Origin of the sequence: Neorhizobium sp. AL 9.2.2 (genome assembly GCF_013317225.1) — a bacterium.
In the GTDB taxonomy this organism is placed as follows: Bacteria; Pseudomonadota; Alphaproteobacteria; order Rhizobiales; family Rhizobiaceae; genus Neorhizobium; species Neorhizobium soli.
Map to the genome: position 1 here is coordinate 241,911 of NZ_JAALXU010000007.1, position 25,918 is coordinate 267,828.

The 25,918-nt window shown below is 61.0% G+C and carries 26 protein-coding genes; 12 read left to right on the top strand and 14 right to left on the bottom strand.

The window, feature by feature from the left end; translation table 11 throughout:
• Positions 1–21: 21 nt before the first annotated feature.
• Together G6K99_RS16080 and tsaD are read right to left on the bottom strand one after the other, a co-directional pair.
• On the bottom strand, positions 22–1,023 hold the full coding sequence (locus tag G6K99_RS16080; RefSeq protein WP_371816207.1) for an NAD(P)H-dependent glycerol-3-phosphate dehydrogenase: 1,002 nt from the start codon (positions 1,021–1,023) through the stop codon (positions 22–24).
• Positions 1,020–2,117, bottom strand: coding sequence for a tRNA (adenosine(37)-N6)-threonylcarbamoyltransferase complex transferase subunit TsaD (tsaD, locus tag G6K99_RS16085; protein ID WP_174197143.1), 1,098 nt, complete (start codon positions 2,115–2,117; stop codon positions 1,020–1,022). Before tsaD ends, G6K99_RS16080 begins: the two co-directional genes overlap by 4 nt.
• A gap of 66 nt (positions 2,118–2,183) precedes the next feature.
• Between tsaD and hemC the strand changes: the two genes are divergently transcribed.
• The 6 genes from hemC to G6K99_RS16115 all read left to right on the top strand — a co-directional run bounded on the left by hemC (position 2,184) and on the right by G6K99_RS16115 (position 8,245).
• Positions 2,184–3,113 carry a hydroxymethylbilane synthase gene (hemC, locus tag G6K99_RS16090; protein ID WP_062462652.1) on the top strand — a complete coding sequence of 310 codons (930 nt, stop codon included), beginning with the start codon at positions 2,184–2,186 and terminating at the stop codon, positions 3,111–3,113.
• Positions 3,114–3,117: 4 nt separating this feature from the next.
• Entirely contained in the window at positions 3,118–3,831 is a 714-nt protein-coding gene (locus G6K99_RS16095) for a uroporphyrinogen-III synthase (protein WP_174197144.1), read from the top strand.
• 83 nt (positions 3,832–3,914) lie between these two features.
• Positions 3,915–5,282: a COG4223 family protein gene (locus G6K99_RS16100; protein ID WP_244631496.1), complete on the top strand. Its 1,368-nt coding sequence runs from the start codon at positions 3,915–3,917 to the stop codon at positions 5,280–5,282.
• Positions 5,283–5,303: 21 nt separating this feature from the next.
• On the top strand, positions 5,304–6,929 hold the full coding sequence (locus tag G6K99_RS16105; protein ID WP_174197146.1) for a heme biosynthesis protein HemY: 1,626 nt from the start codon (positions 5,304–5,306) through the stop codon (positions 6,927–6,929).
• A gap of 27 nt (positions 6,930–6,956) precedes the next feature.
• Entirely contained in the window at positions 6,957–7,451 is a 495-nt protein-coding gene (locus G6K99_RS16110) for a TerB family tellurite resistance protein (protein WP_062462449.1), read from the top strand.
• A 26-nt stretch (positions 7,452–7,477) separates the two neighbouring features.
• Positions 7,478–8,245: a glutamine amidotransferase gene (locus G6K99_RS16115; RefSeq protein ID WP_174197147.1), complete on the top strand. Its 768-nt coding sequence runs from the start codon at positions 7,478–7,480 to the stop codon at positions 8,243–8,245.
• A 1-nt stretch (position 8,246) separates the two neighbouring features.
• Here the strand turns inward: G6K99_RS16115 and G6K99_RS16120 are convergent, their stop codons facing one another.
• Positions 8,247–9,482 carry an MFS transporter gene (locus G6K99_RS16120; protein ID WP_174197148.1) on the bottom strand — a complete coding sequence of 412 codons (1,236 nt, stop codon included), beginning with the start codon at positions 9,480–9,482 and terminating at the stop codon, positions 8,247–8,249.
• Between the two features lie 142 nt (positions 9,483–9,624).
• Between G6K99_RS16120 and G6K99_RS16125 the strand changes: the two genes are divergently transcribed.
• Positions 9,625–9,918, top strand: a complete 294-nt coding sequence (locus tag G6K99_RS16125; protein WP_062462428.1) for a YggT family protein — start codon at positions 9,625–9,627, stop codon at positions 9,916–9,918.
• A 146-nt stretch (positions 9,919–10,064) separates the two neighbouring features.
• Here the strand turns inward: G6K99_RS16125 and ppa are convergent, their stop codons facing one another.
• The 4 genes from ppa to G6K99_RS16145 form a co-directional block, all read right to left on the bottom strand.
• A complete protein-coding gene (ppa, locus tag G6K99_RS16130; protein ID WP_062462425.1) occupies positions 10,065–10,598 on the bottom strand; it encodes an inorganic diphosphatase in 534 nt (177 codons plus the stop codon).
• Positions 10,599–10,713: 115 nt separating this feature from the next.
• A complete protein-coding gene (locus G6K99_RS16135) occupies positions 10,714–11,220 on the bottom strand; it encodes a GNAT family N-acetyltransferase (RefSeq protein ID WP_062462422.1) in 507 nt (168 codons plus the stop codon).
• Positions 11,221–11,420: 200 nt separating this feature from the next.
• Positions 11,421–13,244, bottom strand: a complete 1,824-nt coding sequence (typA, locus tag G6K99_RS16140; RefSeq protein WP_062581654.1) for a translational GTPase TypA — start codon at positions 13,242–13,244, stop codon at positions 11,421–11,423.
• Between the two features lie 150 nt (positions 13,245–13,394).
• On the bottom strand, positions 13,395–15,485 hold the full coding sequence (locus tag G6K99_RS16145; protein ID WP_174197149.1) for a M3 family metallopeptidase: 2,091 nt from the start codon (positions 15,483–15,485) through the stop codon (positions 13,395–13,397).
• A 188-nt stretch (positions 15,486–15,673) separates the two neighbouring features.
• Here G6K99_RS16145 and G6K99_RS16150 point away from each other — a divergent pair, with 188 nt between their 5' ends.
• Positions 15,674–16,177 (top strand): MarR family winged helix-turn-helix transcriptional regulator, encoded by a 504-nt coding sequence (locus tag G6K99_RS16150; RefSeq protein ID WP_174197150.1) that lies wholly within the window; start codon positions 15,674–15,676, stop codon positions 16,175–16,177.
• Between the two features lie 37 nt (positions 16,178–16,214).
• Positions 16,215–17,390 (top strand): multidrug effflux MFS transporter, encoded by a 1,176-nt coding sequence (locus tag G6K99_RS16155; RefSeq protein ID WP_174197238.1) that lies wholly within the window; start codon positions 16,215–16,217, stop codon positions 17,388–17,390.
• 59 nt (positions 17,391–17,449) lie between these two features.
• On the opposite strand, the gene G6K99_RS16160 is transcribed toward G6K99_RS16155, so the two are convergent.
• The 3 genes from G6K99_RS16160 to G6K99_RS16170 all read right to left on the bottom strand — a co-directional run bounded on the left by G6K99_RS16160 (position 17,450) and on the right by G6K99_RS16170 (position 19,328).
• Entirely contained in the window at positions 17,450–18,673 is a 1,224-nt protein-coding gene (locus G6K99_RS16160; protein ID WP_092659300.1) for an argininosuccinate synthase, read from the bottom strand.
• A gap of 111 nt (positions 18,674–18,784) precedes the next feature.
• Positions 18,785–19,117, bottom strand: coding sequence for a type II toxin-antitoxin system RelE/ParE family toxin (locus G6K99_RS16165; RefSeq protein ID WP_371816220.1), 333 nt, complete (start codon positions 19,115–19,117; stop codon positions 18,785–18,787).
• Positions 19,077–19,328, bottom strand: coding sequence for a type II toxin-antitoxin system ParD family antitoxin (locus G6K99_RS16170; RefSeq protein WP_244631497.1), 252 nt, complete (start codon positions 19,326–19,328; stop codon positions 19,077–19,079). Before G6K99_RS16170 ends, G6K99_RS16165 begins: the two co-directional genes overlap by 41 nt.
• A gap of 149 nt (positions 19,329–19,477) precedes the next feature.
• Here G6K99_RS16170 and G6K99_RS16175 point away from each other — a divergent pair, with 149 nt between their 5' ends.
• Together G6K99_RS16175 and G6K99_RS16180 are read left to right on the top strand one after the other, a co-directional pair.
• Positions 19,478–20,335 carry an SDR family NAD(P)-dependent oxidoreductase gene (locus G6K99_RS16175; protein ID WP_174197151.1) on the top strand — a complete coding sequence of 286 codons (858 nt, stop codon included), beginning with the start codon at positions 19,478–19,480 and terminating at the stop codon, positions 20,333–20,335.
• Between the two features lie 71 nt (positions 20,336–20,406).
• A complete protein-coding gene (locus G6K99_RS16180; protein ID WP_062462396.1) occupies positions 20,407–21,048 on the top strand; it encodes a LysE family translocator in 642 nt (213 codons plus the stop codon).
• 55 nt (positions 21,049–21,103) lie between these two features.
• On the opposite strand, the gene G6K99_RS16185 is transcribed toward G6K99_RS16180, so the two are convergent.
• The 3 genes from G6K99_RS16185 to G6K99_RS16195 all read right to left on the bottom strand — a co-directional run bounded on the left by G6K99_RS16185 (position 21,104) and on the right by G6K99_RS16195 (position 24,485).
• Positions 21,104–22,207: a hypothetical protein gene (locus G6K99_RS16185; protein ID WP_371816208.1), complete on the bottom strand. Its 1,104-nt coding sequence runs from the start codon at positions 22,205–22,207 to the stop codon at positions 21,104–21,106.
• 274 nt (positions 22,208–22,481) lie between these two features.
• Positions 22,482–23,720: a 23S rRNA (adenine(2503)-C(2))-methyltransferase RlmN gene (rlmN, locus tag G6K99_RS16190; protein ID WP_174197152.1), complete on the bottom strand. Its 1,239-nt coding sequence runs from the start codon at positions 23,718–23,720 to the stop codon at positions 22,482–22,484.
• Positions 23,721–23,957: 237 nt separating this feature from the next.
• Positions 23,958–24,485 carry an invasion associated locus B family protein gene (locus G6K99_RS16195; RefSeq protein ID WP_062462391.1) on the bottom strand — a complete coding sequence of 176 codons (528 nt, stop codon included), beginning with the start codon at positions 24,483–24,485 and terminating at the stop codon, positions 23,958–23,960.
• 417 nt (positions 24,486–24,902) lie between these two features.
• Here G6K99_RS16195 and G6K99_RS16200 point away from each other — a divergent pair, with 417 nt between their 5' ends.
• Positions 24,903–25,466, top strand: coding sequence for a sigma-70 family RNA polymerase sigma factor (locus tag G6K99_RS16200; protein WP_062462388.1), 564 nt, complete (start codon positions 24,903–24,905; stop codon positions 25,464–25,466).
• Positions 25,467–25,484: 18 nt separating this feature from the next.
• Here G6K99_RS16200 and G6K99_RS16205 read toward each other — a convergent pair whose 3' ends face one another.
• Positions 25,485–25,886 carry a DUF1232 domain-containing protein gene (locus G6K99_RS16205; RefSeq protein WP_174197240.1) on the bottom strand — a complete coding sequence of 134 codons (402 nt, stop codon included), beginning with the start codon at positions 25,884–25,886 and terminating at the stop codon, positions 25,485–25,487.
• Between the last annotated feature and the right edge of the window lie 32 nt (positions 25,887–25,918).

Genomic DNA, 25,918 nt, shown 5'->3' on the forward strand with positions numbered 1-25,918 from the left:
GTTCTCTCCTTGGGTTTTGATCTATTCCGTTGTGATCGGGCGGGTCATCAGGCGTTCCATCGCGTCGGCCACGCCAAGCCGTCCGTCGATGATTGCGGCAACGGCCTCCGTCACCGGCAGATCGACGGAGTGGGTCTGCGCGAGCTGGGCAGCGACCGACGCGGCAAAGGCGCCTTCGACCAGCGGCCCGCCGGAAGCCGATGCCGGTTCCCCTCGCCCGAGCGAAATACCGAAGCGCAGATTGCGGGACTGGTGGCTGGTTCCGGTCAGAACCAGATCGCCGAGACCGGACAGGCCCCGAACCGTATCCGCCTTGCCGCCCATCGCCTCGACCAGACGCGACATTTCCGCAAGTCCGCGCGAAATGAGCGCGGCACGGGCCGAATCACCAAGGCCTGCGCCCTCGACGATGCCGCAGGCAATCGCCAGCACGTTCTTCATCGCCCCGCCGAGCTGCACGCCGATCCGGTCGGACGAGGCGTAAAGCCGGAAGGTCCGGCTGGACAGCACGGTCGCCAGACGCTCCGCGAGCAGTTGGTCCTCCGCCGCAAGCGCCATCGCCGTCGGAAGCCCGCGCGCAATGTCGAATGCAAAACCGGGGCCGGAGAGAACCGCGATCGGGTGGCTCGGAAGCGATGCCTCCAGAACGTCCGTCAGCAAAAGCCCTGACACGCGGTCTATGCCTTTGGCACAGGTAACGACCGCCGCATCCTTTGCGAGATACGGACCGTAATACCGCGCCGCATCGCTCTGCGCCTGCGAAGGCATGGCAAACAGCACAATGCTCGCATCCGAGATGGCGTCGGGTTCAGCGGAGAATTCGAGCGCATCCGGCAACGTCACGCCGGGAAGTGCCGCGTCATGCACACGGTCGTTTCTGAGATCGGCCATCAGGCCGGTATTGCGGCCGATCAGCGTTACCGGGTGACGACCTTCGAGCGCGATGACGGCTGCGAGTGCCGTACCGAAGGCCCCGGCCCCGATCACGACGATCCGTTCTTGCGGCATCTCTGCCCCGTTCATGCCTTGGCACCCCGTTTGCCGGAGCCAAGCAGCGTCTGCGCATTGGCATCCAGCGGCCAGCGCGAGCGCGGCGCGACATCCATGCCGTCGAACGGCATGTCTTCGGCCAGCCGTTCAAGCCCTGCCCAGGCAATCATCGCTGCATTGTCGGTGCACAGCTTCATCGGCGGCGCGATAAAGCGAAATCCGTGTTCGATGCAGAGCGCCTGCAGCGTTCGACGTATCTCCTGGTTGGCGGCAACGCCGCCGGCAACCACCAGCGCAGGACCGACATCCAGATGGCCGAATTCCTTGGCAAACCGCGCAAGTCCACGCCCGATCCGGTCGCGCAGCGTTCGCGAGATCGCATTCTGGAACGAGGCGCAGATATCGGCGATATCCTGCTCGGACAGCGGCGCGATCTCGGTCGCAGCCTGACGCACGGCGGTCTTGAGACCGGAGAACGAGAAGTCCAGCCGGGCTTCGCCGACCAGCGGCCGCGGCAATTGAAAACGATCGGGATCGCCCGTCAGCGCCGCCTTCTCGACGGCGGGACCGCCCGGGTATGGCAGGCCGAGCAGCTTTGCCGTCTTGTCGAAGGCTTCGCCCAGAGCGTCGTCGATCGTGGTGCCCCAGCGCTCATAATCGCCGACGCCACGCACCAGAACCAGCTGCGTATGCCCGCCGGAGACCAGCAGCATCAGATAGGGGAACGACAATCCATCCGTCAGCCGCGCCGTCAGCGCATGTCCCTCGAGATGGTTGATCGCCATCAGCGGCTTGCCGGTGGCGCGCGCAATCGCCTTCGCCGTCATCAGCCCGACGATCAGTCCGCCGATCAGGCCGGGACCGGAGGTCGCCGCCACCGCATCGATCTCATCCAGCGAGACGCCAGCGCGCGACAGTGCCTCCTCGATCAGGCCGTCCAGCGCCTCCACATGGGCGCGCGCCGCAATCTCGGGCACCACGCCGCCATAGGCGCTGTGCTCGTCGAGCTGCGAGAAGACGACATCGGAGAGAATCTCGCCGCGACCGTCCTCGTGGCGCACGACGATTGCGGCCGCGGTTTCGTCGCAGCTTGTTTCAATGCCGAGGATGCGAAGAAATGCCGCCATGACCTATCGTTGATTGAAGAGGAAAACAGGTTTACGAGGGCTTCCGGTAACAATGGAATGACGCGGATGCAAACAAAACCTTTCCGGATAGGAACGCGGGGCAGCCCGCTGGCGCTCGCCCAGGCGGCCGAAACCCGTGCACGGTTGATGGCAGCCCATGACCTTCCGGAGGAAATGTTCGAAATTGTCGTCCTGTCCACGACCGGCGACCGCATCACCGACCGCGCCCTGAGCGAGATCGGCGGCAAGGGCATGTTCACGCTGGAGCTCGAAGAAAAGCTCTCCTCGGGAGATCTCGACTTCGCGGTGCATTCCTCCAAGGACATGCCGACCAAGCTTCCGGAAGACCTTTACATCTCCGCCTACTTGCCCCGCGAGGATATCCGCGACGCTGTCATCGGCCGCACGGCGCCGAGCCTCAAGGCTCTGCCTGACGGTGCGACCGTCGGAACCGCATCGCTTCGGCGTCAGGCGCTGGTGCGCCGTCTTCGTCCCGATATCCAGGTCGCGATTTTTCGCGGATCGGTCGGCACGCGCCTTCGCAAGCTCAATGAAGGCCATGTGGACGCGACGCTTTTGGCGTATGCCGGGCTGAAGCGGCTGGCCCGCGAGGAAGTTGCGACCGAACTGCTCGACCCCGTCGATTTTCCGCCAGCGCCTGCACAGGGCGCGATCTGCCTCGAGAGCCGCATCGGCGACACGGCCATCGATGACCTGCTGAAAGCCGTCAACGACTGTCCCACCTTTGACGCGGTCAGTTGCGAGCGCGCGTTTCTGGCAGCCCTCGATGGCTCATGCCGGACGCCGATTGGCGGCTACGCGATCTGCGACGGTGATCATCTGAAATTTTCAGGCCTGATCCTGACGCCGGACGGATCGACAGAACATGCGGTCGACATCAGCGGCCGACGGGCGGATGCGGAAACGCTTGGTCGCCAGGCCGGAGAAACCGTCCGCGCCGCTGCCGGACCGGGCTTCTTCGAAGGCTGGGTCTGACGCCATGCGGGTCATCGTTACCCGCCCTGACCATTCCGCCCGGCGAACCGCAGCACGGCTCGAAACCCTCGGCCATCAGCCGGTCTTCCTGCCGCTCACCCGCGCCGAGCATCACCTGGAGATCGCCCGAGAAGCGCTGTCCGAACTCCATTCCGCACTTGTCGTGACCAGCGCCGAAGCCGTTCGCGTGCTTGGCGAACTTGGACACGAACTCCGGCATCGCCTGTCCACGCAGATATACGCCGTCGGCGAAGCGACCGGCGAGGCAGCACGCACCCTCGGCTTTACCGATATCCGCTGCGGCGATGGCACCGGGCATGATCTGGTGGAGAGGATCGCCCAGGATGTCGGCGAAACATCCAGTCTCCTCTATCTTGCCGGCAATCCGCGTTCGCCGGATTTGGAGGACGGGTTACACGCCCGCGACATCGCCTGCAAAACGATCGAGATCTACCGGATGGTCAAGGTCGGCTACCGGACCGAGATCATCGAACCGCTTCTGACCCGCCCGGCGGCCGACGCAGTCCTTCTCTATTCGCGCCACAACGCCGCGCTGTTCTTCGAACTCGTGCAGCCGTTTGCAGCCTCGATCGAACATTTGCAGGTCATCTGCCTCAGCAAAAACGTCGCTACCGCGGTGCCTGAAAAATTTCATCCTGCTATCTTCGTCGCTGAAACACCCGACGAAGACGCACTTTTCGCGTTTCTTTCACCATAGTGCCAAGCCAAATTCTCTCGCTCCCCTTTCCTTACCCTGCCCCACCAACTACTTTCCCTGAGCAGATGCGAAAAGAGGTCGAGATGGTAACGGAAAAACCACCCCGCCGATCGATGGCGGAGAAAGAACCGGTCACGATCGACCTGACGGCCGATGGCGCTGGCGTGGTGGCCGAGCCTGTGCGCAGCAATGACAGCGACATCCCGGAAACCGCTTCGGAAAAAGTCGAAGCTTCTGAGACGACGGATGCCATCCCGCTGGCCGGCGAGCCGGTGACATCGACCGTGCCTGAAGAGACCGACACGTCCCACGTGATCGGCCAGCCGGATAGCTCCCATGGGCGAGACGAGCCAGGTGTGACGGGAACAGCCGATCCGGTTGTGACCGAGCCGGACGCGCCGATTGCGACAGACGCTGCTCGTGACGCTGCCCCCTCGCCGACCGAGGAATTCACCCCGTCGCCCACGCCCGGTTTTGACGAACCTGCCGCTAAGCATGAAACCTTTGACAAGGCATCGGACGCCCAGCCAGCCACCCGCTCCGGTGGGACCTCGGCGTCCACGCTGATTGCTGCCGGCATTTTCGGCGGCATCGTCGCGCTTCTGCTTGCGGGCAGCATGCAATATGCCGGGTATCTTCCCTCATCGACCCCCGCAGCATCCGGCTCGACCGAACTGTCGGACGAAGTCGAAGCTCTTCGCCAGGAAATTCAGACGCTGCGCAACCAGCCCGCATCTCCCGATGCGGAACTCGCAAGCCGCATTCAGGCGCTGGAAAGCTCTGTTGCGCAAAATACCGGCGGTCCGACCGAAGAAAGCCTGAATGCAATTCAGCAGCAGCTCGCCGATACCAAAGCTGCGGCAGCAACACAGGCCGCCGAGCTTTCCCGTCGGCTGGAAGCAGCCGAAGCCCAGATCAACGATCGCGGCCCGGAACAGCAGGTTGCCCGCGCCGTCGCTGCTGCCGGACTGAAGGCCGCCATCGATCGTGGCGGCTCGTTCGAGGCAGAGCTTCAGGCCTATACGAACATTGCCGGCGACGATCCCGCGATCGCCGAGCTCAAGACATTCGCCGCAGACGGCGCGCCGTCGCGTGAACAGCTGCAGAGCGAGTTTCCCGCTGTCGCCGATGCGATCATTCAGGCCTCTGTGCCAGCGGATCCGAACCAGGGCATTGCCAGCCGACTTCTGTCCTCCGCCATGTCGGTGGTCAAGGTTCGCCGCGTCGGCGATGTCGAGGGTGAAACGGTCGATGCGATCGTTTCCCGCATCGAGGACCGGTTGCGCAGCGGCGACCTTCAGGCAGCTGCCCAGCAGTGGGATACGCTGCCGGACGCCGCAAAATCGGCGTCTACCGATTTCAAGCGGAAGCTCGATGCGCGGGTACAGGTTGAAAATCTCGTGAGCGGAACTCTTTCGCGCGCGCTTGCTGGCACGAAATCAGGCTCTTAAGGCTGAAGAAGAAAGAAACGGATGATCATCAGGCTCTTCATTTTTCTTCTCGTGGTTCTGGGCCTCGGCTGGGGCTTTTCTTGGATTGCGGATCGCCCAGGGCTGATCTCGATCACCTGGCAGGATCATCTGATCGAAACCAGCATCATGGTAGCCGCTTCCATGGTCGTGGCGTTGATCGCGGCGGTCATGATCGTATGGTGGGTCATCGGCGTGATCTGGACATCGCCGCTGTCGGTGCGCCGCTATTTCCGCACCCGCAAGCGTGACCGCGGCTATCAGGCGCTGTCGACCGGCCTGATTGCGGCCGGTGCTGGCAATGCGGTTCTCGCCCGCAAGATGAGCATCCGCACGCGCGGCCTGCTCAGCGCCGATCAGGAACCGCTCATTCACCTTTTGGAAGCGCAGGCGGCCCTGATCGAAGGCCGCCATGCGGACGCACGGGCCAAGTTCGAACAGATGTCCGAAGACCCGGAAACCCGTGAACTCGGTCTTCGCGGCCTTTACATGGAAGCACGCCGTCTCGGCGCCAACGAAGCTGCTCGCCAGTATGCCGAAAAAGCCGTCGAACATGCGCCCTACCTGCCCTGGGCAGCCCAGGCGACGCTCGAATCGCGCAGCCAGTCCGGCCGTTGGGACGAGGCCATCCAGCTACTCGATCAACAGCGGGCGGCAAGTGTGCTCGAACGCGGCGAAGCCGAGCGCTTGAAAGCCGTTCTTCTGACCGCCAAGGCCAGTGAACGCCTGGAAGGCGACCCGAACGGTGCCCGCGAAGATGCAAAGGCCGCTCTGAAGCTCGCCAAGGGCCTCGTGCCGGCCGCGATCATTGCAGCCAAGGCCTATCTGCGCGAAGACAATATCCGCAAGGCAGCAAGCATCCTCGAAAGCGCCTGGAAGATCGAGCCGCATCCGGATCTCGGCCGCACCTATGTCCGCGCCCGCAGCGGCGATAGCACGCTTGACCGTCTGAAGCGTGCCGAAAAGCTCGAAGCACTGCGTCCCAACAACATCGAATCGCTGCTGGTCGTCGCGCAGGCAGCTCTCGATGCCCAGCAGTTCCCCAAAGCGCGCGCCAAGGCAGAAGCTGCAGCCCGCATGCAGTCGCGTGAGGCCGCCTATCTCCTGCTGGCCGATATCGAGGAAGCGGATACCGGCGATCAGGGCCGTGTCCGTCACTGGATGGCGCAAGCGCTGCGTGCTGGCCGTGATCCTGCCTGGGTTGCCGACGGTATCGTTTCGGACAAATGGTTGCCGCTCTCGCCGGTCACCGGACGTCTTGATGCCTTCGAATGGAAAGTCCCGTTCGGCCAGATCGAAGGACCCGTGGAAGACGGCACCCTGGCCGCAGACGAGGCGATCGCAACGCTTCCGGCAATCACGATTCGCGAAGACGTCACGCCGGCTGTCGAAACACCGGAAAACGAGAGCACCAATCAGGTTGCTGCCGACATGCAGCCCGTCGTGGTGCCGCAGGAGGACTTAGCTGTTGCAGCAAAAACACCTACGGCCACGAATGTGACAGCGGAGCAGCCCCCGGAGGCAGAAAAGCAGGACGAGCCCGTTCCCTTTTTCGGTCGTCCGCCCGATGATCCCGGTGTCAAGGACTCAAGTGCCGAGAAGTCTCCCACGAGGCTGAGGCTTTATTAGAAAAACCGGAGAAGGCCTAGATAACATATGCTCGATCGCATCCAGGCCTTCCTCCACACGCTGACAGCCCCGCACCATACGGATGAATTTGCGCCAGACGACCCTCGCGTTGCGTTCGTGGCGCTCTGTTTCCAGGTCATGGAAGCCGACGGCAACATGTCCGAGGAAGAGCAGCAGAAGTTCCGCGACCTCATGCGAGATCGTTACGATCTAAGCCCGGAAGGGTTGCAGTCGCTGATCGAGGCGGGCCGGCAGGCTGGAAGCGAAGCTGTCGACTATTACCGGTTCACCTCGGATCTCAGAAAGCATCTGGTTGACGAAGAGGACCGGATCGAGCTTCTCGGCATCCTCTGGGATATCGTCTACGCGGACGGTCAGCGCAGCGAGATCGAGGATCACGTGATATGGCGGATCGCCGATCTCCTGGGCGTTTCTGCCCGTGATCGGGTTCTGCAGCGGCAGGAGGCCGCCGCGCGGACCTCGGCTCACCCGGTCGCAGGGGAAGAGGAAGAAAAGGTCTAGCCAGGAACGCTCCAGGACGTGACGTCATGAGAACCCCTTCCCGCCCATCCTCTAAACTCCCCATACTCGCGATCCTGCATCAGGAAACCTCGTCCACTGGCCGCGTGGGCCAGATGCTGGTCGACAAGGGCTTTGCGCTGGATATCCGCAGGCCCGCTCTTGGCGATCCCCTCCCCGACACGATGTCCGGCCACGCAGGCGCCGTCGTCTTCGGCGGTCCGATGAGTGCCAACGACCCGGACCCCTTCATCAAGACGGAAATCGACTGGATCGACGTGCCGTTGAAGGAGAACAAGCCCTATCTCGGGATTTGCCTCGGCGCCCAGATGCTGGTGCGCAATCTCGGCGGCCGCGTTGGGCCGCAGAAGGGCGAAGTGACCGAGATCGGCTGGTATCCGCTGCGCGCCACCGAACACGGCCGGCTTCTCATGCACTGGCCGAAAATGGTCTACCACTTCCACCGCGAAGGCTTCGACGTGCCGCGGGGCGCAAAGCTGCTCGCGGAAGGCGACGCCTATCCGCATCAGGCGATCCGTTACGGCGAGAATGCCTGGGGCGTCCAGTTCCATGCGGAACTGACCCGCGCCATGATGCATCGCTGGGTGGTGCACGGTGCCGAACGCTTTGGCATGCCGAATGCCCAGCAGGGAAACCAGCATCTGGAAGGACGGATGATCTTCGACCACGCATTGAAGGACTGGCTGTGGACCTTCCTCGACATCGTCTTCGATCGACCCGCCGCCGAGGCAAGCCGCCCGGCCCTGCCCACCTATCCCGCCCAGGGCAACGGATAACTCAGCGCTGCGGCGCTTCCAGATTATCGATCTTGCGAAGTTTTGGAAAGCCGATCGACCAGATCACGGCGACCGCGAGTGTGCCGATGCCGCCGATGACGACGGCAGGGACCGCGCCGATCGCGTGCGCCATGGTTCCGGCCCGGAACTCGCCCAGCTCGTTCGATGCGCCGACAAACACCATGTTGACGGCATTCACCCGGCCGCGCACCTCATCAGGCGTCCAGAGCGCGATCAGCGTCTCACGCACATAGACGGAGATCATGTCGGCCGCACCCATCAGCATCAAGGCCGCAATCGAGATCCACGGAGTGGCCGACAGGCCGAAGATCAGCGTGCCCAACCCGAACAGCGCTACGCCGATGAACATCGCCGTGCCCGCATGGTGGCGGATCGGATGGATGGCAAGCCAGACCGCAACGCCGATCGCGCCGATACCGGGCGCAGCACGCAGCAGGCCGAGGCCCCAGGGGCCAAGCTCAAGGACGTCGCGGGCAAAGATCGGCATCAGCGCCACCGCGCCACCAAGCAGCACCGCAAACAGATCGAGCGAGATCGCACCGAGCACGATCTTCTCGCCGGCGATGAAGCGGAAACCGGCCAGCATCTCGTTCCAGCTGACTTTGGAGGACGGCGTGCGCTGCGCGGGCTTCGGAATGAGGAAGACGAGGATGGCGGCAACCGTCATGAGAAAACAGGCGACCGAATAGGCCGCGATCGAACTCGCGCCATAGAGAAGCCCGCCGAAAACCGGTCCGAGGATCGATGCCGTCTGCCAGGAGGACGAATTCCAGGCGATCGCATTGGGAAGGTCTTCTTCCGGCACGAGGTTCGGTCCGAGCGACTGCACCGCCGGCCCCATGAAAGCGCGCTCGATGCCGAAGACGACAAGGATCGAAAACACCAGCCACGGCGTGAATGAGTCGGTGATGGTAAGCGCCAAAAGCGCCGCCGAACACAGTCCGCCGACGACCATGCAGATCGCCATGATCATGCGTCGGTTGTAGCGATCGGCGACCGATCCCGTCACCAGGATCAAAAGCAGCGACGGCAGAAACTGGAAGAGCCCGATCAGACCGAGATAGAGCGGATTGCGCGTCTCGTCATACATCTGCCAGCCGACGGAGACGCTGACGATCTGGATCGCGAAGGCTGCGAAGAACCGGCTGAGAAAGAAACGCGTATAAGCTGCGTGACGAAAGGCGGCGAAGCGATCACCCGATGTGGGTATGGACATGGAACCTGTACTTTCAGCGAAGCCGGAAACCCACGATATGCACACGCCGCCGTTAAACATCCTGCGACGCGGGCCATAGACGGCACTTGCCCGTTAGTTCGCCAATGTCTACATGTCTGTCAACAAAGAAATGGAGACGTGAATGCTCGCCCTGTTTCAGACCATTGACTTGGCCTTGAACCTTTACACCTGGATCTTGATCGCCAGCGCCATCTTTTCCTGGCTGTTCGCCTTCAACGTGATCAATTCGAGCAACCAGTTTGTCGATGCAATCGGCCGGTTTCTCTTCAATGTCACCGAGCCTGTCCTTGCGCCGATCCGCCGGGTCATGCCGAACCTCGGTGGTATCGACATTTCGCCCATCATCGTGCTTCTGATCATCTTCTTCATTCGCTCGCTGATGTGGACCTCGATCTATCCTGCTCTCGCAGGCTGAAGCCAAAGACTTTCAGCACGGACACGGTCGGCCCGCGCTGGGAAATTTCCCGCGCGGGCCGTTTTTGTTTTGGGCTTACGAGCGAAACAAAAAATCCCCCGGCTCGAGACGAACCGGAGGATTTTGGAAGCGGTCAGCGGTAAAGATTACTTCTGAGCGTTGAAGCGTTCGATCGCCGCGACGATCATTTTCTTGGCGACGTCAACGTCCTTCCAGCCTTCGATCTTCACCCACTTGCCGGGCTCCAGATCCTTGTAGTGCGTGAAGAAGTGCTCGATCTGCTTCAGCGTGATCTCTGGCATATCGGTGTAGTTCTTGATCTTGTCGTAGCGCTGGGTCAGCTTCGGAACCGGCACGGCAATGATCTTCTCGTCCTTGCCGCCGTCGTCTTCCATCACCATCACGCCGATCGGGCGGACATTGATGACGCAACCGGGTACCAGCGGGCGGGTGTTGCAGATCAGAACGTCGATCGGATCACCATCCTCGGACAGCGTATGCGGCACGAAGCCGTAATTGCCCGGATAGGTCATCGGTGTGTACAGGAAACGGTCGACGATCAACGCGCCGGCTTCCTTGTCCATCTCGTACTTGATGGGCTGGCCGCCGACAGGTACTTCAACGATTACGTTGACGTCTTCAGGCGGATTCTTGCCAACAGAAATTGCATCGATGCGCATAGTCTTCCCCGATGAGGTTTACGAACTTGTGAACCGTCGATAGCGGGAATTGGCTGGCAAGGCAACACAGGTTTGCCGCCAAGGTTAAGTCGTGGCGCACCTTTCCGCCCCGAAGTCAGTGCCAGACGAAACCAATCTTCTTTAGGGACTTTCCGTCGAAGTCCTCCATGCCCTCTGCCAAATCCGCCCCGCCATGGGATCGCAGAAACCGGACGGCATGCTCGCTGTCTTCCAGGCACCAGACGACCAAGCCCTTGCAGCCAAGCGATTTCAAAAGCCTGCGGCTTTCGCCGAACAGGCGGCGGCCAAGGCCGACGCCCTGATATTCCGGGCGCAGGTAGATCTCGTAGATCTCGCCGTCATAGGGAAGCGCACGGGCGCGGTTGAGGCCGATCGTCGCATATCCGGCGATCACGCCGCCGATATCCAGAACCAGAAGCGTCGCCGGCCCGCGGACGGCCTTGCGCCACCACCCCTCGCCGCGGCGCTCCAGCATCTGGATCAGCGGCTTGTGCGGAATGAGGCCGGCATAGGCTTGCGACCATGCCTGGCGGTGCACCTCGGAGATAGCCGGGGCGTCTTGCGGCTCCGCACGCCTGACATCGATCGATAACGTTTTCATAACGCGATTCTAGGTCCTGCCATGGGCTCTCCGCCATTCCCGAGACCGGGGTAAAGTGGATTGCCCACAAGCTTCTCATGTGGACGATGGCAAGGAGGTTAACGCATTTTTTACCTTCGCCACAAGCGTGGCCCAGACCAAGCCACAAAAAAACCCCGGCATTTCTGCCGGGGTCTTGGATGGTCTTAGGAGGCGCGCTGTTAGAGAGCGGCCTTCGACTTGTCGAAGCGCTTGCGGTCGTTTGCGTCGAGATAGATCTTGCGCAGGCGGATCGACTTCGGCGTGACTTCCATCAGCTCGTCGTCCTGGATCCAGGACAGCGCGCGGTCGAGCGTCATGCGGATCGGCGGCGTCAGGCGAACGGCTTCGTCCTTGCCGGCCGAGCGGATGTTGGTCAGCTGCTTGCCCTTAAGAACGTTGACTTCGAGGTCGTTGTCGCGGGTATGGATGCCGATGATCATACCGGCATAAACCTTTTCGCCTGGCTCGATGATCATCGGGCCACGGTCTTCCAGGTTGAACATCGCGTAGGCGACGGCTTCACCGGACTGGTTCGACAGGAGAACACCGTTGACTCGACCGACGATCGCACCCTTGTAAGGCTGATAGTCGTGGAACAGGCGGTTCATGATCGCCGTGCCGCGCGTGTCGGTCAGAAGTTCCGACTGGTAACCGATCAGGCCGCGGGTCGGCGCGTAGAATACCAGGCGAACGCGGCTGCCGCCGGACGGACGAAGCTCGACCATCTCGGCCTTGCGCTCGGACATCTTCTGCACGACGATACCGGAATGCTCTTCGTCGACGTCGATCACGACTTCTTCGATCGGCTCCAGCGTCTGGCCGGTTGCTTCGTCCTTGTGCATGACGACGCGCGGACGCGAAACGGCAAGCTCGAAGCCTTCGCGACGCATGGTCTCGATCAGAACGGCAAGCTGCAATTCGCCGCGGCCGGACACGAAGAACGAATCCTTGCCGTCAGACTCTTCGATCTTCAGCGCAACGTTGCCTTCGGCTTCCTTGAACAGACGGTCACGAATGACGCGGCTGGTAACCTTGTCGCCTTCGGTGCCGGCAAGCGGGCTATCGTTGACGAGGAAGGACATGGTAACGGTCGGCGGATCGATCGGCTGAGCCGTCATCGCTTCGGTGACCGCAGGATCGCAGAACGTGTCGGCAACCGTACCCTTGGAAAGGCCGGCGATCGCGACGATGTCACCTGCATGGGCTTCTTCGATCGGCTGACGCTCGATGCCGCGGAATGCGAGGATCTTGGAGATACGGCCGGTTTCGACGGTCTTGCCGTCCTGCGACAGAACCTTGACGGCCTGGTTCGGCTTGATCGAGCCGGATGCGATGCGGCCCGTGATGAGACGACCGAGGAAGGGGTTGGCTTCGAGAAGCGTACCGATCATGCGGAACGGGCCTTCGCCGACATTCGGCTCCGGAACGTGCTTCAGGACCAGATCGAGCAGTGGTGCAAGACCTTCATCCTTCGGACCTTCTGGGTTGACGTTCATCCAGCCATCGCGACCCGAACCGTAGAGGATCGGGAAGTCGAGCTGCTCGTCGGTGGCGTCGAGGTTCGCGAACAGGTCGAAGACTTCGTTGATGACTTCTTCGTGGCGACCGTCCGGACGGTCGATCTTGTTGATCGCGACGATCGGGCGAAGACCGACCTTCAGCGCCTTACCGACCACGAACTTGGTCTGCGGCATCGGGCCTTCCGAGCTATCGACCAGAACGATGGCGCCATCCACCATCGACAGGATGCGCTCGACTTCGCCACCGAAGTCGGCGTGGCCGGGAGTGTCGACGATGTTGATGCGAACACCCTTCCACTCGACCGAAGTTGCCTTGGCGAGAATGGTGATGCCGCGTTCTTTTTCGAGGTCGTTCGAATCCATCATGCGCTCGACGGTGCGCTGATTGTCGCGGAACGAGCCGGACTGCTTCAGAAGTTCATCGACAAGGGTCGTTTTGCCGTGGTCGACGTGCGCGATAATCGCGATATTCCGCATAGCCATTTTTAGATCTCGGATGTTTCGGGGCGCAGATCGACGGACCGCACCTATTTCGTTGGCGCGCTCATACCCTGTTTTTCGCAAATGCGAAAGGGGGCGAGCGCGATCTGCGATCAACGCCCGCTCTTCATCTTTTAAAGATAATGGCTTTTGTCAGCCGTCTCCGCCCGAAAGCTCGGCCATGATGGAGAGGCCCCGCTTCTTCAACATTGCGGTCGGATCCGGCAGTTTGCCGCGGAAGGCTGCATAAGCTTCTTCCGGATCGATCGAGCCGCCGACCGAATAGATATTGTTCTTGAGCTTGCGCGCCGTCACCGGATCGAAAGCATTGCCGACCTCCTCGAACGCGGCAAATGCATCCGCATCAAGGACTTCCGACCACATGTAGGAATAGTAGCCGGCCGAGTATCCGTCACCGGCAAACACGTGCTGGAAGTGCGGCGTGGCGTGGCGCATGACGATCGAGGCCGGCATGTCGAGCTCGGCCAGCACCTTGGCCTGCACCGCCATCGGGTCTTCGACCGTGCTTTCCTGGGTGTGGAAAGCCATATCGACCAGTGCCGACGAGGTGAATTCCACCGTTGAGAAACCGGCATTGAATGTCTGCGCGGCAAGAACCTTGTCGAGCAGCGCCTTCGGCATCGGCTCGCCGGTCTTGTAGTGGACGGCATATTTCTCGAAGATTTCCGGCACCGTCAGCCAGTGTTCGTAAAGCTGCGACGGCAACTCCACGAAATCGCGCGAGACGCCAGTGCCCGAAACCGAGGGATAGGTCACGTTGGACAGCATGCCGTGCAGCGCATGGCCGAATTCATGAAACAACGTGCGCGCATCGTCGAGCGACAGAAGCGCCGGCTTGCCTTCGGCAGGCTTTGCGAAATTGCAGACATTGTAGATGATCGGCAGCTCACCTTGCATGCCGTTCTTCAGCGTCAGCTTGTGCTGCGACTGGAACGAACTCATCCAGGCGCCGGAGCGCTTCGAGGAGCGGGCGAAATAATCGCCGAGGAAAAGCGCTTTTAGATTGCCGTCCTCGTCATGGATCTCGAACACGCGGACATCAGGATGATAGACCGGCAAGCCCTTCACCTCGACAGCCTTGATGCCGAACAGCCGCTCGGCCACATCGAAGGACGCCTCGATGATCTTCTCGATCTGGAGATAGGGCTTCAGCTCACTCTCGGAGAAAGAGAACGTCCGCTCGCGCAGCTTTTCGGCGTAGTGGCGCCAGTCCCAGGGCATGACCGGATGATTGCCGCCCGCTTCCGAGATCAGACCTGAAAGACTTGCCTCTTCCTCCAGCGCTTTGGTTCGGGCCTTCTGCCAGACCTGGCCGAGCAGACCGTTCACCGCCTTCGGTGTCTTCGCCATCGTGTTGTCGAGCTTCAACGCGGCGTAATTCTCATAGCCGAGCAGCTTGGCCTTTTCGGCCCTCAGCGCCAGCGTTTCGCGAACGATCGCGACATTGTCCCGCTCGCCGCCATTTTCGCCGCGCGCCACCCAGGCCTTGAACGCCTGTTCGCGCAGATCCCGGCGGGTCGAGAAGGTCAAAAAAGGCTCGATGATCGAGCGCGACAGCGTGACGAGATAGCCTGAGCCCTCGCCGCGCTCCTTGGCAGCTTCCGCCATCGCTTCTTTCACAAAAACCGGCAGACCCTCGAGATCGGCTTCTTCGGTCAGTTTCAACGACCAGCCTTTCTCGTCGCCGAGAACATTCTGGCCGAAACTGGCGCCGAGACCGGCAAGCGTCTCGTTGATGCTCGACAGCCGCTTCTGCTGGTCCTCAGGCAGATTGGCGCCTGATTTGACGAACCCCTTCCAGTGACGTTCCAGCACCCGCTGCTGCTCGACGGTCAGATCAAGGTCGTCCCGCTTCTGCCAGAGGGCGTCTATACGCGCGAACAGTTCGGCATTGGTGCCGATCTTCGAATAGTGGCGCGACATTTTCGGCGCGATTTCGCGCTCCAGCGTCTGGATCGTATCGTTGGTATGCGCGCCCGCCTTGCCCCAGAAGATCGACGAAACGCGCGACAGCTCGTCACCGGCGATTTCCAGTGCAACGATCGTGTTTTCGAATGTGGGCTCAGCGGAATTTCCCGCGATCTCAGCGATTTCCGCCTCGTGCAAGGCGATGGCGGCATCGAAGGCCGGCGCGAAATCCTCGTCCTTGACCTGATCGAAGCGCGGCAGGCCATGATGCCCGTTCCAGTCGACAAGCGCGGAATTCGCTGAGAAAGTTGCCATTGGGTCGTCCTTCACTGTGCTGCTTCGATACCGTCTAATTGCGTAGAGCGACCATATATAGGCAGGCACGGCAAGAGCTTCATCCGCTGATGCAGATTTTTGGAACGCACATCGTTGCGAAATCGCCCGGCACACGGTTTCCAGGCATTTCGATTTGCGTCGTCGGGGAAAGATAGTAAGGCTGCCTTATGAAGCTCGCGAACGAACATCGCCCGGAAACGCCAGGCTTGGTCGCCCAGGGTGAAACCCTCGGCTTCCTGATCGCCGATGCCGCGAGGCTTCTGCGCACGGCTTTCGAGCGACGCATCGCCCAGGCGGGCCTCGGCCTTACCGCCGGCGAAGCACGAGCACTGATCCATATCGCCCAAGTCGATGGCAGCCGCCAGCTCGACATCGCGTCGCGCATGGGCGTCGAACCGATGACGCTCTGCGCCTATCTCGACAGGCTTCAGTCGCTTGGCCTCATCGAACGGCAGCAATGCTGCGCCGACCGACGGGCAAAGCGCATCATGCTGACGCCGACCTCTGCCGACATGCTGGCGTCAATCCAGCAGGAACTGCGCGCCATCATCACCTGCGCCACCGAAGGGTTCGATGCCCAAACCGCGACACGCATCGCAGCGGCCATGAAAATCTTCAACGGCAACCTGCAAAGCTTCAATTCGTCTCAGGCCGACATTGATGACGGCTGATACGCTGGCCGCCTCCGCAACGACACCGCCCAACAGGATGACCGCGCTGCGAACCACGCTGCTCGGCGCGCTGCTGACGGCGATCGGCCCGGTCTCGATGGCGATCTACACGCCGGCGATGCCGGAACTCGTGAAAGCCTTCGGCACGTCGGAAGCGGCGATCAAGCTCAGCCTGACGCTTTACTTCGGCGGCTTCGCCGTCGCACAGCTTCTGGCAGGACCGGCCTCAGACGCATTCGGTCGCCGGTCCGCGAGCATCGCATTCCTGCTGATCTATCTCGTCGGCTCGCTGATGGCGGTCTTTGCGCCCTCGGTCGACTGGATCCTGGCCGGACGGCTGGTGCAGGGGATCGGCGCTTCCGTCGGCATGACCGTTGCCCGTGCCGCGGTTCGCGACCAGTTCGTCGGTTTTGAAGCCACCCGAATCATGAACATGATCGGCATCATGCTGGCGGTGGGTCCAGCAATCGGCCCCACGATCGGCGGCCTGTCGCTGTCGGTATTCGGCTGGAAATCCGTCTTCGTGCTGATGGTCATCTTCGGGGTTATCTTGCTTGCAAGCTGCCTGCTGTTCCTCAAGGAAACAACGGTTCCCGACCGCAGCCGGCTCAGACCCTCGATCCTCGTTTCGACCTACTTCTCCCTTCTCACCGACCTGAGGTTCCTTTTTCCGTCTCTTGTCCTCGGCGGCGCTATCGGCGCGCTCTATGCGCAGGGCACGATGCTGCCCTTTGTGCTGATCGGTGAAGTGGGGCTGACCCCGACGCAGTTCGGCCTCGGCATGCTCGTCCAGACCGGCGCTTTTCTCAGCGGGTCGATTGCACTGCGGCTTGTGTCCGGGCGCATCAGCGGGCCGACGACGGTGGTGATCGGGCTCATGTTCAGCGGTATCGGGGGCACGATGATGGCGCTTTCCGTATATCTGCTGCCGCCATCCTTCCTGTCGATCATGCTACCGGTCGGCGTCTCCACCTTCGGCATCGCGTTCATCTCACCCTACACGGTGACGGTCGGCCTTGCGCCCTTCCCAAAGACGGCAGGCTCCGCTTCCGCACTGATGGGTTTCATCCAGATGGGCGGCGGCTTTGTCGGCGGCCTTCTCGCCGCTTTTTTCGGCGACCCGCTGACGGCGATCGGCACGATCATTCCCGCCATGGAATATATCGCCGTCGGCAGCTACATCGCGTACCGGATCATCAACCGCCGCCAATGACAAAAGCCCGCCTCCGTTTTCGGAAGCGGGCCTCTAAGACTAATCCGATGCGAGGGCGCTTAGCGGAGTTGGTTGCGCTTGGCGAGCGTACGCAGGCGCAGAGCATTCAGCTTGATGAAGCCGGCTGCATCCTTCTGATCGTAGGCGCCCTGATCGTCCTCGAACGTGACCAGCTGGTCGGAATAGAGCGACTTCGCGCTCTCGCGGCCGATGACCATGACGTTGCCCTTGTAGAGCTTCAGCGTCACTTCGCCTTCCACATGCTCCTGGCTCTTGTCGATCATGGCCTGCAGCATCTCGCGCTCCGGCGAGTACCAGAAGCCGTAATAGATGAGCTCGGCATATTTCGGCATCAGCTCGTCCTTGAGGTGCGCTGCACCCCGGTCGAGCGTGATGGATTCGATGGCACGGTGAGCGGTGAGCAGGATCGTGCCGCCGGGGGTTTCGTAGATGCCGCGCGACTTCATGCCGACGAACCGGTTCTCGACCAGATCGAGACGACCGATACCGTTGTCGCGTCCATAGGTGTTGAGGGCGGCAAGAAGCGTTGCCGGAGACATCTCGACGCCGTTGATCGAGCAGGCATCGCCCTTGCGGAAGCCGACCTTGATGGTAGTCGCCTGATCCGGTGCAGATTCCGGCGAAATCGTGCGCATATGCACGTATTCGGGAGCCTCGACCGCCGGGTCTTCCAGAACCTTGCCCTCGGAAGACGAGTGCAGCAGGTTGGCATCGACCGAGAACGGTGCCTCGCCCTTCTTGTCCTTGGCAACCGGGATCTGGTTCTGTTCGGCAAACGTCAGAAGGTCGGTGCGGCTCTTGAAAGCCCAGTCGCGCCAAGGCGCGATGACCTTGATATCGGGATTGAGCGCGTAGGCCGACAGCTCGAAGCGGACCTGGTCGTTGCCCTTGCCGGTCGCGCCGTGCGCGATCGCATCGGCACCGGTCTTGCGGGCAATCTCGATCAGGTGCTTGGAGATCAGCGGCCGTGCGATCGACGTGCCGAGCAGATAGACGCCTTCATAGACGGCATTGGCACGGAACATCGGGAAGACGAAGTCGCGGACGAATTCCTCGCGGACGTCCTCGATATAGATCTCCTTGATCCCGAGCATCTCAGCCTTTTTGCGCGCCGGTTCCAGCTCTTCGCCCTGACCGAGATCGGCGGTGAAGGTCACCACTTCAGCATTGAGTTCGGTCTGCAGCCATTTCAGGATGATCGAGGTGTCGAGACCGCCGGAATAGGCGAGGACGACCTTTTTTACGTCTTTCGGAAGTGCCATGTCGAATTGTCCGTCTGCGGGTGGTGGCGGTTGGATCAACCGTTGTGTCTGGGATGGCGCACTTTTAGCGAGTTTCAAAAGCCGCGCAAGAAAAACCCGGAAGGGATCCCATCAGAGATGACGCGACAGGTTCATGCGTTGATGGAGGATGCGGATGATCACGACCTGGGCGCCTCTCTGTCGGTAGACAATCCAGTGGGAGCCACACGAGCACGTCAGATACCCTTGGTGAATTTGGTCGATCGGCTTGCCCCGCTTGCGACCACTCGCAATGGCTTGCACAGTAGAGATGATGTCGCCGTAATAGGCGTCCGCTTGGGCAAGAGACCAAGTTTCGAACGTGTATCGCCAGATCTCAGCGAGGTCACGTCTCGCGCGCGGCCCAAGCTTGTAACCCTTGGCTTCACCGGACATGTTTGCGATGCATTTCTTCCAGAAACTCATCGGAATCGAACGGCTCTGGCTCACCAGAATCTTCGCCTTCTTGGATTGCCGCGCGGATGGCCTCCAGCGAGGCCGCGTCGCTTTCCTGCATCAGGCGCAGCGCGTCCTCGATCACTTCACTGGCGGAGCCATAACGTCCGTTCTCGACCTGCTTTTCAACAAAGGCGGCCAGTTTTTCGTCAACTTTGATAGATCTAAGTTCGCCCATCATGCCGGCTCCGGTTTGATCTCGCGTCATGTTGACGGATCCCGCGGAGGATACCATATCGCGCCGAGCCGTTGAACACCTTTGGTCTCAGAATAGCCCAAACCTTCGAACGCCAAAACCTTTCAACAGAAGCGTCAAAGAGGAGACTTCCCATGTCCATCACTCACCCTGCTCTGAAGAAAGACAATGTCGCCGTCGTCACCGGCGCCGCCTCCGGTATCGGCCTTGCCGCTGCCAAGGAATTTGCGAAACTCGGCATGTGCGTCGTCCTCGCGGATCTCGAGGGCGACCGGCTGTCAGAGGCCTGCCGCGAGGTGGCCGCCCTTGCCGACGATGGCGAGGCCGATATCGTTGCAATCGGCACCGACGTCTCGAAGCCGGCGGAGATCGAAGCTCTGGAACGTGCCGTTCTGCAGCGCTTCGGCCGGGTGCACGTGCTCATGAACAATGCCGGCATCCAGCCCGGCAGCAGCCTGTTCGGCCCGCAGGTCAACTGGGACAACGTTCTGGCCGTCAACCTGATGGGCGTCGTCAATGGCAGCAGGACCTTCGGCCCCGGCATGATCGCCCATGGCGAACCGGCCCTCATCATCAACACCGGGTCGAAGCAGGGCATCACCACGCCGCCCGGCGATCCCGCCTACAATGTCTCCAAGGCGGGCGTGAAAGCCTTCACCGAAGCCTTGCAGCACGAATTGCGCAACATGCCCGAGTGCAAGGTCAGCGCTCACCTTCTCATTCCGGGCTTCGTCTATACCGGCCTGACCAAGGGAGACCGCACCGAAAAGCCCGATGCCGCCTGGACCTCCGAACAGACGGTGCAGTTCATGCTGGAAAGCCTCGAACGCGGGGATTTCTACATCCTTTGCCCGGACAACGACGTCGACCGCAAGACGGACGAGCGGCGTATGGCCTGGGCGATTGGCGACATCATCGAAAACCGCCCACCTCTGTCGCGCTGGCATCCGGACTTCACGGATGCATCAAAAAAATTCATCAGCGGCAGTTGATCGGCAGGTTTGGCAGGACTTCGAAAGCCGGATAAAAAGCGACAACCGTTATCCGGCTGTCGAGGACATCAATGGAATTCCTGCCAAGCCTTGCATCGCTTCTGGCCTTCACCGCAGCCGGCTTGCTTCTGGCTCTGACGCCTGGGCCTGATATGACGCTGTCGATCAGCCGGGCGCTTGCGCAGGGGCGCAGATCGGCACTGTTCGTGGTGCTCGGCACCAGTCTCGGTGTCGTTTGCCACACGCTTCTGGTCGCCTTCGGAATCTCGGCGCTGATTACCGCCTCGCCCACCGCCTTCTTCATCCTGAAAACAGGCGGCGCCGCCTATCTGCTGTGGCTGGCGATCCAGGCGATCCGCTTCGGCTCCAGCTTCTCCGTCGAAACCGTGGAGCGCGCAACGGCAAGCCCGCTCGCAAATATCTCGATCGGCTTCTGGGTGAATATCCTCAATCCGAAGGTGATCATCTTCTTCATGACCTTCCTGCCGCAGTTCGTGACGGCGACAGATCCGCATGTGACGGGCAAGCTGGTCTTCTTCGGGATCTTCTTCATCGCCATCGGCATGCCGGTGAACCTGATCGTCGTGCTTGCTGCCGATCGGCTTGCGAACTGGCTGCAAAGAAATCCGAAAGTCCTGCGCGGCCTCGACTACACCTTCGCCGGCGTGTTCTCGGTCTTCGCCGTGAAGATCTTCATGACGCAGTCGAGATAAGGTCGCCCTTTCGTTTCAAACTACCTTCGCTTCGCGTCGCAGGACGACTCTTCTGTTACTCCCCCTGGCCGCGGGTGGGCGGGGCACCAATTCCGATGTCGGACTGCGGGCCATGCGGGTATTCGACGCTGTGGGAATGGGTGGTCTTTTCGGCCGCCACCGGCCCGGAAAAGCCTCCGGCACCATAGAAGGCGAGATGCAGGCCCCAATAGCCACTCATGAAAACTACGATGGCGACAGCCAGCCCGGCAGGGATGGCCGAAAGCTTCTGCTTCAGTCCGGGCAGCAGCCCGTCTGCCCGGTTCTGATCGCAGGCCACCGCCACCAGGATGGCGGTGATCAACCCGTGGCCGATCAGATCTATACGCCCGAACGGCAAGACGGCCGAGGTGAAGATGACGATCATTGCCATGGCCGAAAGGCGACGGATAAGCGCGGTCCAGAGAAGACCGAAGCCCATGGTGAATTCGGCGATACCGGCCATGGGAATAAAGACATCGCGGGGCATGCCCATCGTGAGAAAGGGCTTTTCCACCACCAGCGGATAGAACCATTCGGGATAGGCAAATTTTTCGAGGCTCGACCACATCAGCGCGATAGCTAGCCCCCAGCGCAGCACTTCAAAACGGTGGACACGCCAGTCGTCTTTCATCGGCTCGATGATCAGGTAGGCGGCAACGCCGAGCCCGAGCGCCAAATAGTCGAACAAGTGGAAGAGATCGTAGTCCCGCGCCGCGAGCAGCCATAGGGCAACAATTCCAAGGCCGGCGAAAGGCATGGTCCGCCGCGAGAAGATCAGGGCAGCGATCAGCAACTGCAGCCAGGACACCCATTCGGCAGGCGTCTTCAGGTCCGGCGTCAGGTAAACGCCACCCGTGGCAAAGATCGCGACGAAGAACGAGGCAATGACGACGCGGACATAATCGTCGATCCTCGCCCAGAGCGGCGAGGTAAAGCGATCAAGCGCTTCGAAGATCAACGGTCCAAAACGGCTAGTTTCGATCGCTCGGGCTGCGGCGAAACAAACGAGAACGAGTGCGATCGCTACCCAGAACCAGATATCACGCAGAACAGTTTCGACCGGCTGCAGTGGCGCACCCACGATGTAGGGTGCGAACCATTTCACATGCGCTTCGGCGGTTGTGGCAATTAAGGCCACCACTGTCGTTCCGACTGTTAGTGAGACATAAAATGCAGACTTCCTAATGGGATGCTGAAACATGGCGGCATCTTCCGGTTGCACCTGGATGAGCCACATCGATATCAGATTATTGCAGTCTGCATATGACCCCTACAACGGAATCAAGCGCATTTGCGCCGCGCCAGGCGGCATTTTTGCCGCCCCTCGAGCGCTCGGTGTCAGAAACGAAAGGACTGATGAGAGGTTTCCAGGCTTCGAGCCGGTTCAGCCAGCAATCGAAGCCCTCCCGGCGTCAGTCGTCTTCGCCATGGCCGGCGATCATCATCGCTTCGAAGGCGAGACGCTCCGTCTTGCGCATGCGCTCCGATTCCGACTTCAGCTGACCACAGGCGGCGAGAATGTCGCGGCCGCGTGGCGTGCGGATCGGCGAGGCATAGCCTGCCTGGTTGATGAAGTCGGCAAACTTGGTGATCGTCTCCCAGTCCGAGCACTGGTAATTGGTACCGGGCCACGGGTTGAACGGGATGAGATTGATCTTAGCCGGAATGCCCTTCAGCATCTGGGTCAGCAGCTTGGCATCCTCGAGGCTGTCGTTGACGTCCTTCAGCATCACATATTCGAATGTGATGCGACGGGCGTTGGACAGGCTCGGATACTGGCGGCAGGCTTCCAGCAGTTCCTTCAACGGATACTTCTTGTTGATCGGCACCAGCATGTCGCGCAGTTCGTCGCGGACCGCATGCAGCGAGATCGCCAGCATCACGCCGATTTCCGTGCCGGTCCGATAGATTTCCGGCACGACGCCCGACGTCGACAGCGTGACACGACGCTTTGACAGCGAAAGCCCGTCGCCGTCTGTCGCGATCAGCAGCGCCGTCTTGACGCTTTCGAAATTGTAGAGCGGCTCGCCCATGCCCATCATGACGACATTCGTGACCTTGCGGTCGCCAGTCGGCACGAAAGCGCCGGGCGGCGTGTCGGCACCGGGGAAATCCCCCAGCCGGTCGCGCGCCAGAAGCAGCTGGCCAAGGATTTCCTCGGCCGTCAGGTTGCGCACGAGGCGCTGGGTGCCGGTATGGCAGAAGGAACAGGTGAGCGAACAGCCGACCTGGCTGGATATGCACAGCGTGCCGCGGCCCTCTTCGGGAATATAGACCGTTTCGACCTCGACCGGACGGCCGGCACCGCGCGGCGGAAAGCGCAGCAGCCACTTGCGCGTGCCGTCATTGGAGATCTGCTCTTCCACCACTTCGGGACGCGCAATCGTGAAATGCGTCTTCAGCATTTCGCGCATGTCCTTGGCGACATTCGTCATCGCGTCGAAATCCGACACGCCGCGAATGTAGAGCCAGTGCCAGAGCTGGCTGACCCGCATCCGCGCCTGCTTTTCCGGTATGCCCTTTTCTCGCAGCGCCGCGCCCATATCCTCGCGCGACAGGCCGATCAGCGACGGTTTTTCGCTATAGAGGTCCGGATTGGCGACGAGCGGCTTCTTGATGGCGACAGGCGCAAAGGCCTCGGAGACCGACATTTCTTCATATCCCGTTCGAATAACATGCCTTCGCCCAGCGCAGGTTTCGCGCATCGCCGTGGCATGTCTTTCTGTGAAATCATGGCGTCCCGGGTAAGCGACTTTCCGAGGAACGGTCGCGCAGGACTAATCTTGACGGGCGCTTTATCATCAAAACGACGCCACGTCACTATTCTTCGTCAAACGCAAAAGGCCGGTCGATGACCGGCCTTCCAATGCGGTGGTGGCAATCTCTGCTTACTTGCAGGATTCGACCTGCTTCAGAGCCGCTGAAATGCCCTGCAGCGAATAGGCGTAGGACGTCTTGGTGCCGCGACCGGATACGGCGCTGACGCTCATCTTCTGACCGGTGCGCATCGCAGCAACGAGAGCCGGTTCTTCGGCGGCGTTCTCGACCCAGGCGGCCTTGTCCTTGGTGAACATCGTGAAGTTCTTGTTGTCGATCGTCACGGTGACCTTGGAATTGGTCTGCATCGTGTAGCCCATCATCGCCTGCGGTTCGTAGGAGATGTTCTGGCCCGGGCGCTGCGACACGATGAAGAAGATATCGCCGTGATCGACGCTTGCTGGCTCCTTGGTCGTCGGGACGGACAAGACGTAGCAGACCGTAGCCGCGCCCTGCTTGTAGGAATACGCACCCCACGCCTTGAACTGCTGGATGCGGTTCGGCGTCTGGGCGGAAGCGGTACCCGTGCCGGCGCCAAGTCCTGCGCCAATTCCGGCGAGAGTAAGCGCCAATGCGATTGCGACGGTTCTAGCGGCCATGATCTCCTGCCAATTTTCGTAATTTCAAGGGCCCGAGCCGGGCCAGTACGGACATGCCTTCTCGGCGTCATGTCTGGGCGTCATATGCGGCGTCCCAACGGTCGGGTCCCATTTTGACTTCATTCCGGTTACCAAAGAGTCAACACTATCGGTTGGATGCTGAATATGTAGTGAACCGGGATGTGGTCGAATGCGGCGCAGGGTTGCGTTTGATGATGCCCGTTCCAGACGTCGGGTTTTCTGGGCGCATCACTCAACAACGATTTGGGCAAGAGTTTGTCCGTCCGATGACGCAGGCCGCAGCACTTTGAAACTACGTATAAATCCTGCTTAAAACCGCTACCCGTTTTTCTACTGATACGGTAGGATAGTCGCAAAGCTGACGCCTACTCACAAAGAAAGCCTACTGCCGGTTAGATGCTAGGGGACGAGAGAGACCGCTTCGCCCGCCTGGTCAGGGCAGTGGCTGCAACGCGTGATCAAGACGCGTTCACTGCGCTTTTTGATCATTTCGCGCCACGCCTGAAATCCTGGCTGATGAAGCGCGGCATGAATTCGGACGAGGCAGAAGAACTCGTCCAGGATGTCATGACCATCCTTTGGCATCGTGCCAGCCTCTATGATCCCGCAAGATCAAGCCTGTCGACCTGGCTGTTCCGGGTCGCACGAAACCGCCACATCGATGCAAAGCGCCGCGCCCGAAACCGCAAGTTTGACGGCCAGGAGACATTTCTTGCCTTGGCGGAGGTACCGGGCGTCGACACCCTGTTTGAAAGCAAGGAGCGCGACGAGCGGGTCCGCGATGCCCTTTCACAGATTCCGGACGAGCAGATGAAGCTGGTGCGGGCCGCCTTTTTCCTGGGTCAGTCCCATTCCGAAATCGCCGCTTCGACCGGGCTTCCGCTGGGCACCGTAAAGTCGCGCATCAGGCTGGCGTTCGAGCGCCTGCGGCGAGCACTGGAAGAGACTTCACCGAACTGAAGCGGCGGGGCGGCCGGATCAGCCGCTCGTCTTCATTCCGGCTGCAATATCGGGGTGATCGGCAAGCGCGCTGTCTGCTGCGTCGTAATGTCCGTCGTTGATATGGCCCTGGATCATGCGCAGGGCCGCAGCAAGAACCGCGATATCATCGCTGAAGCCGACGACCGCAAAGAAATCCGGGACGATGTCGATGGGGAGAATGAAATAGGCGAGCGCTGCCAGCAAGGTCCCGCGAACGCGCAAGGGTGTTTTTCGGTCCACGGCGCAGTAATAGGCGGCGACCAGATCGCGGCTGAATGGAATTTGCCGCGCGGCTCGCCGCATCGTCGGCCAGAACCTGGCACGCACCTGCTTTTCCCGGCGATCCTGCGTTTTTTCGTCGCCGGGCAGAAGGATCTCGCCGATCTTGACCTCATCCACGCTCATTCCGTCACTCCAGATGCTCGCTTCAA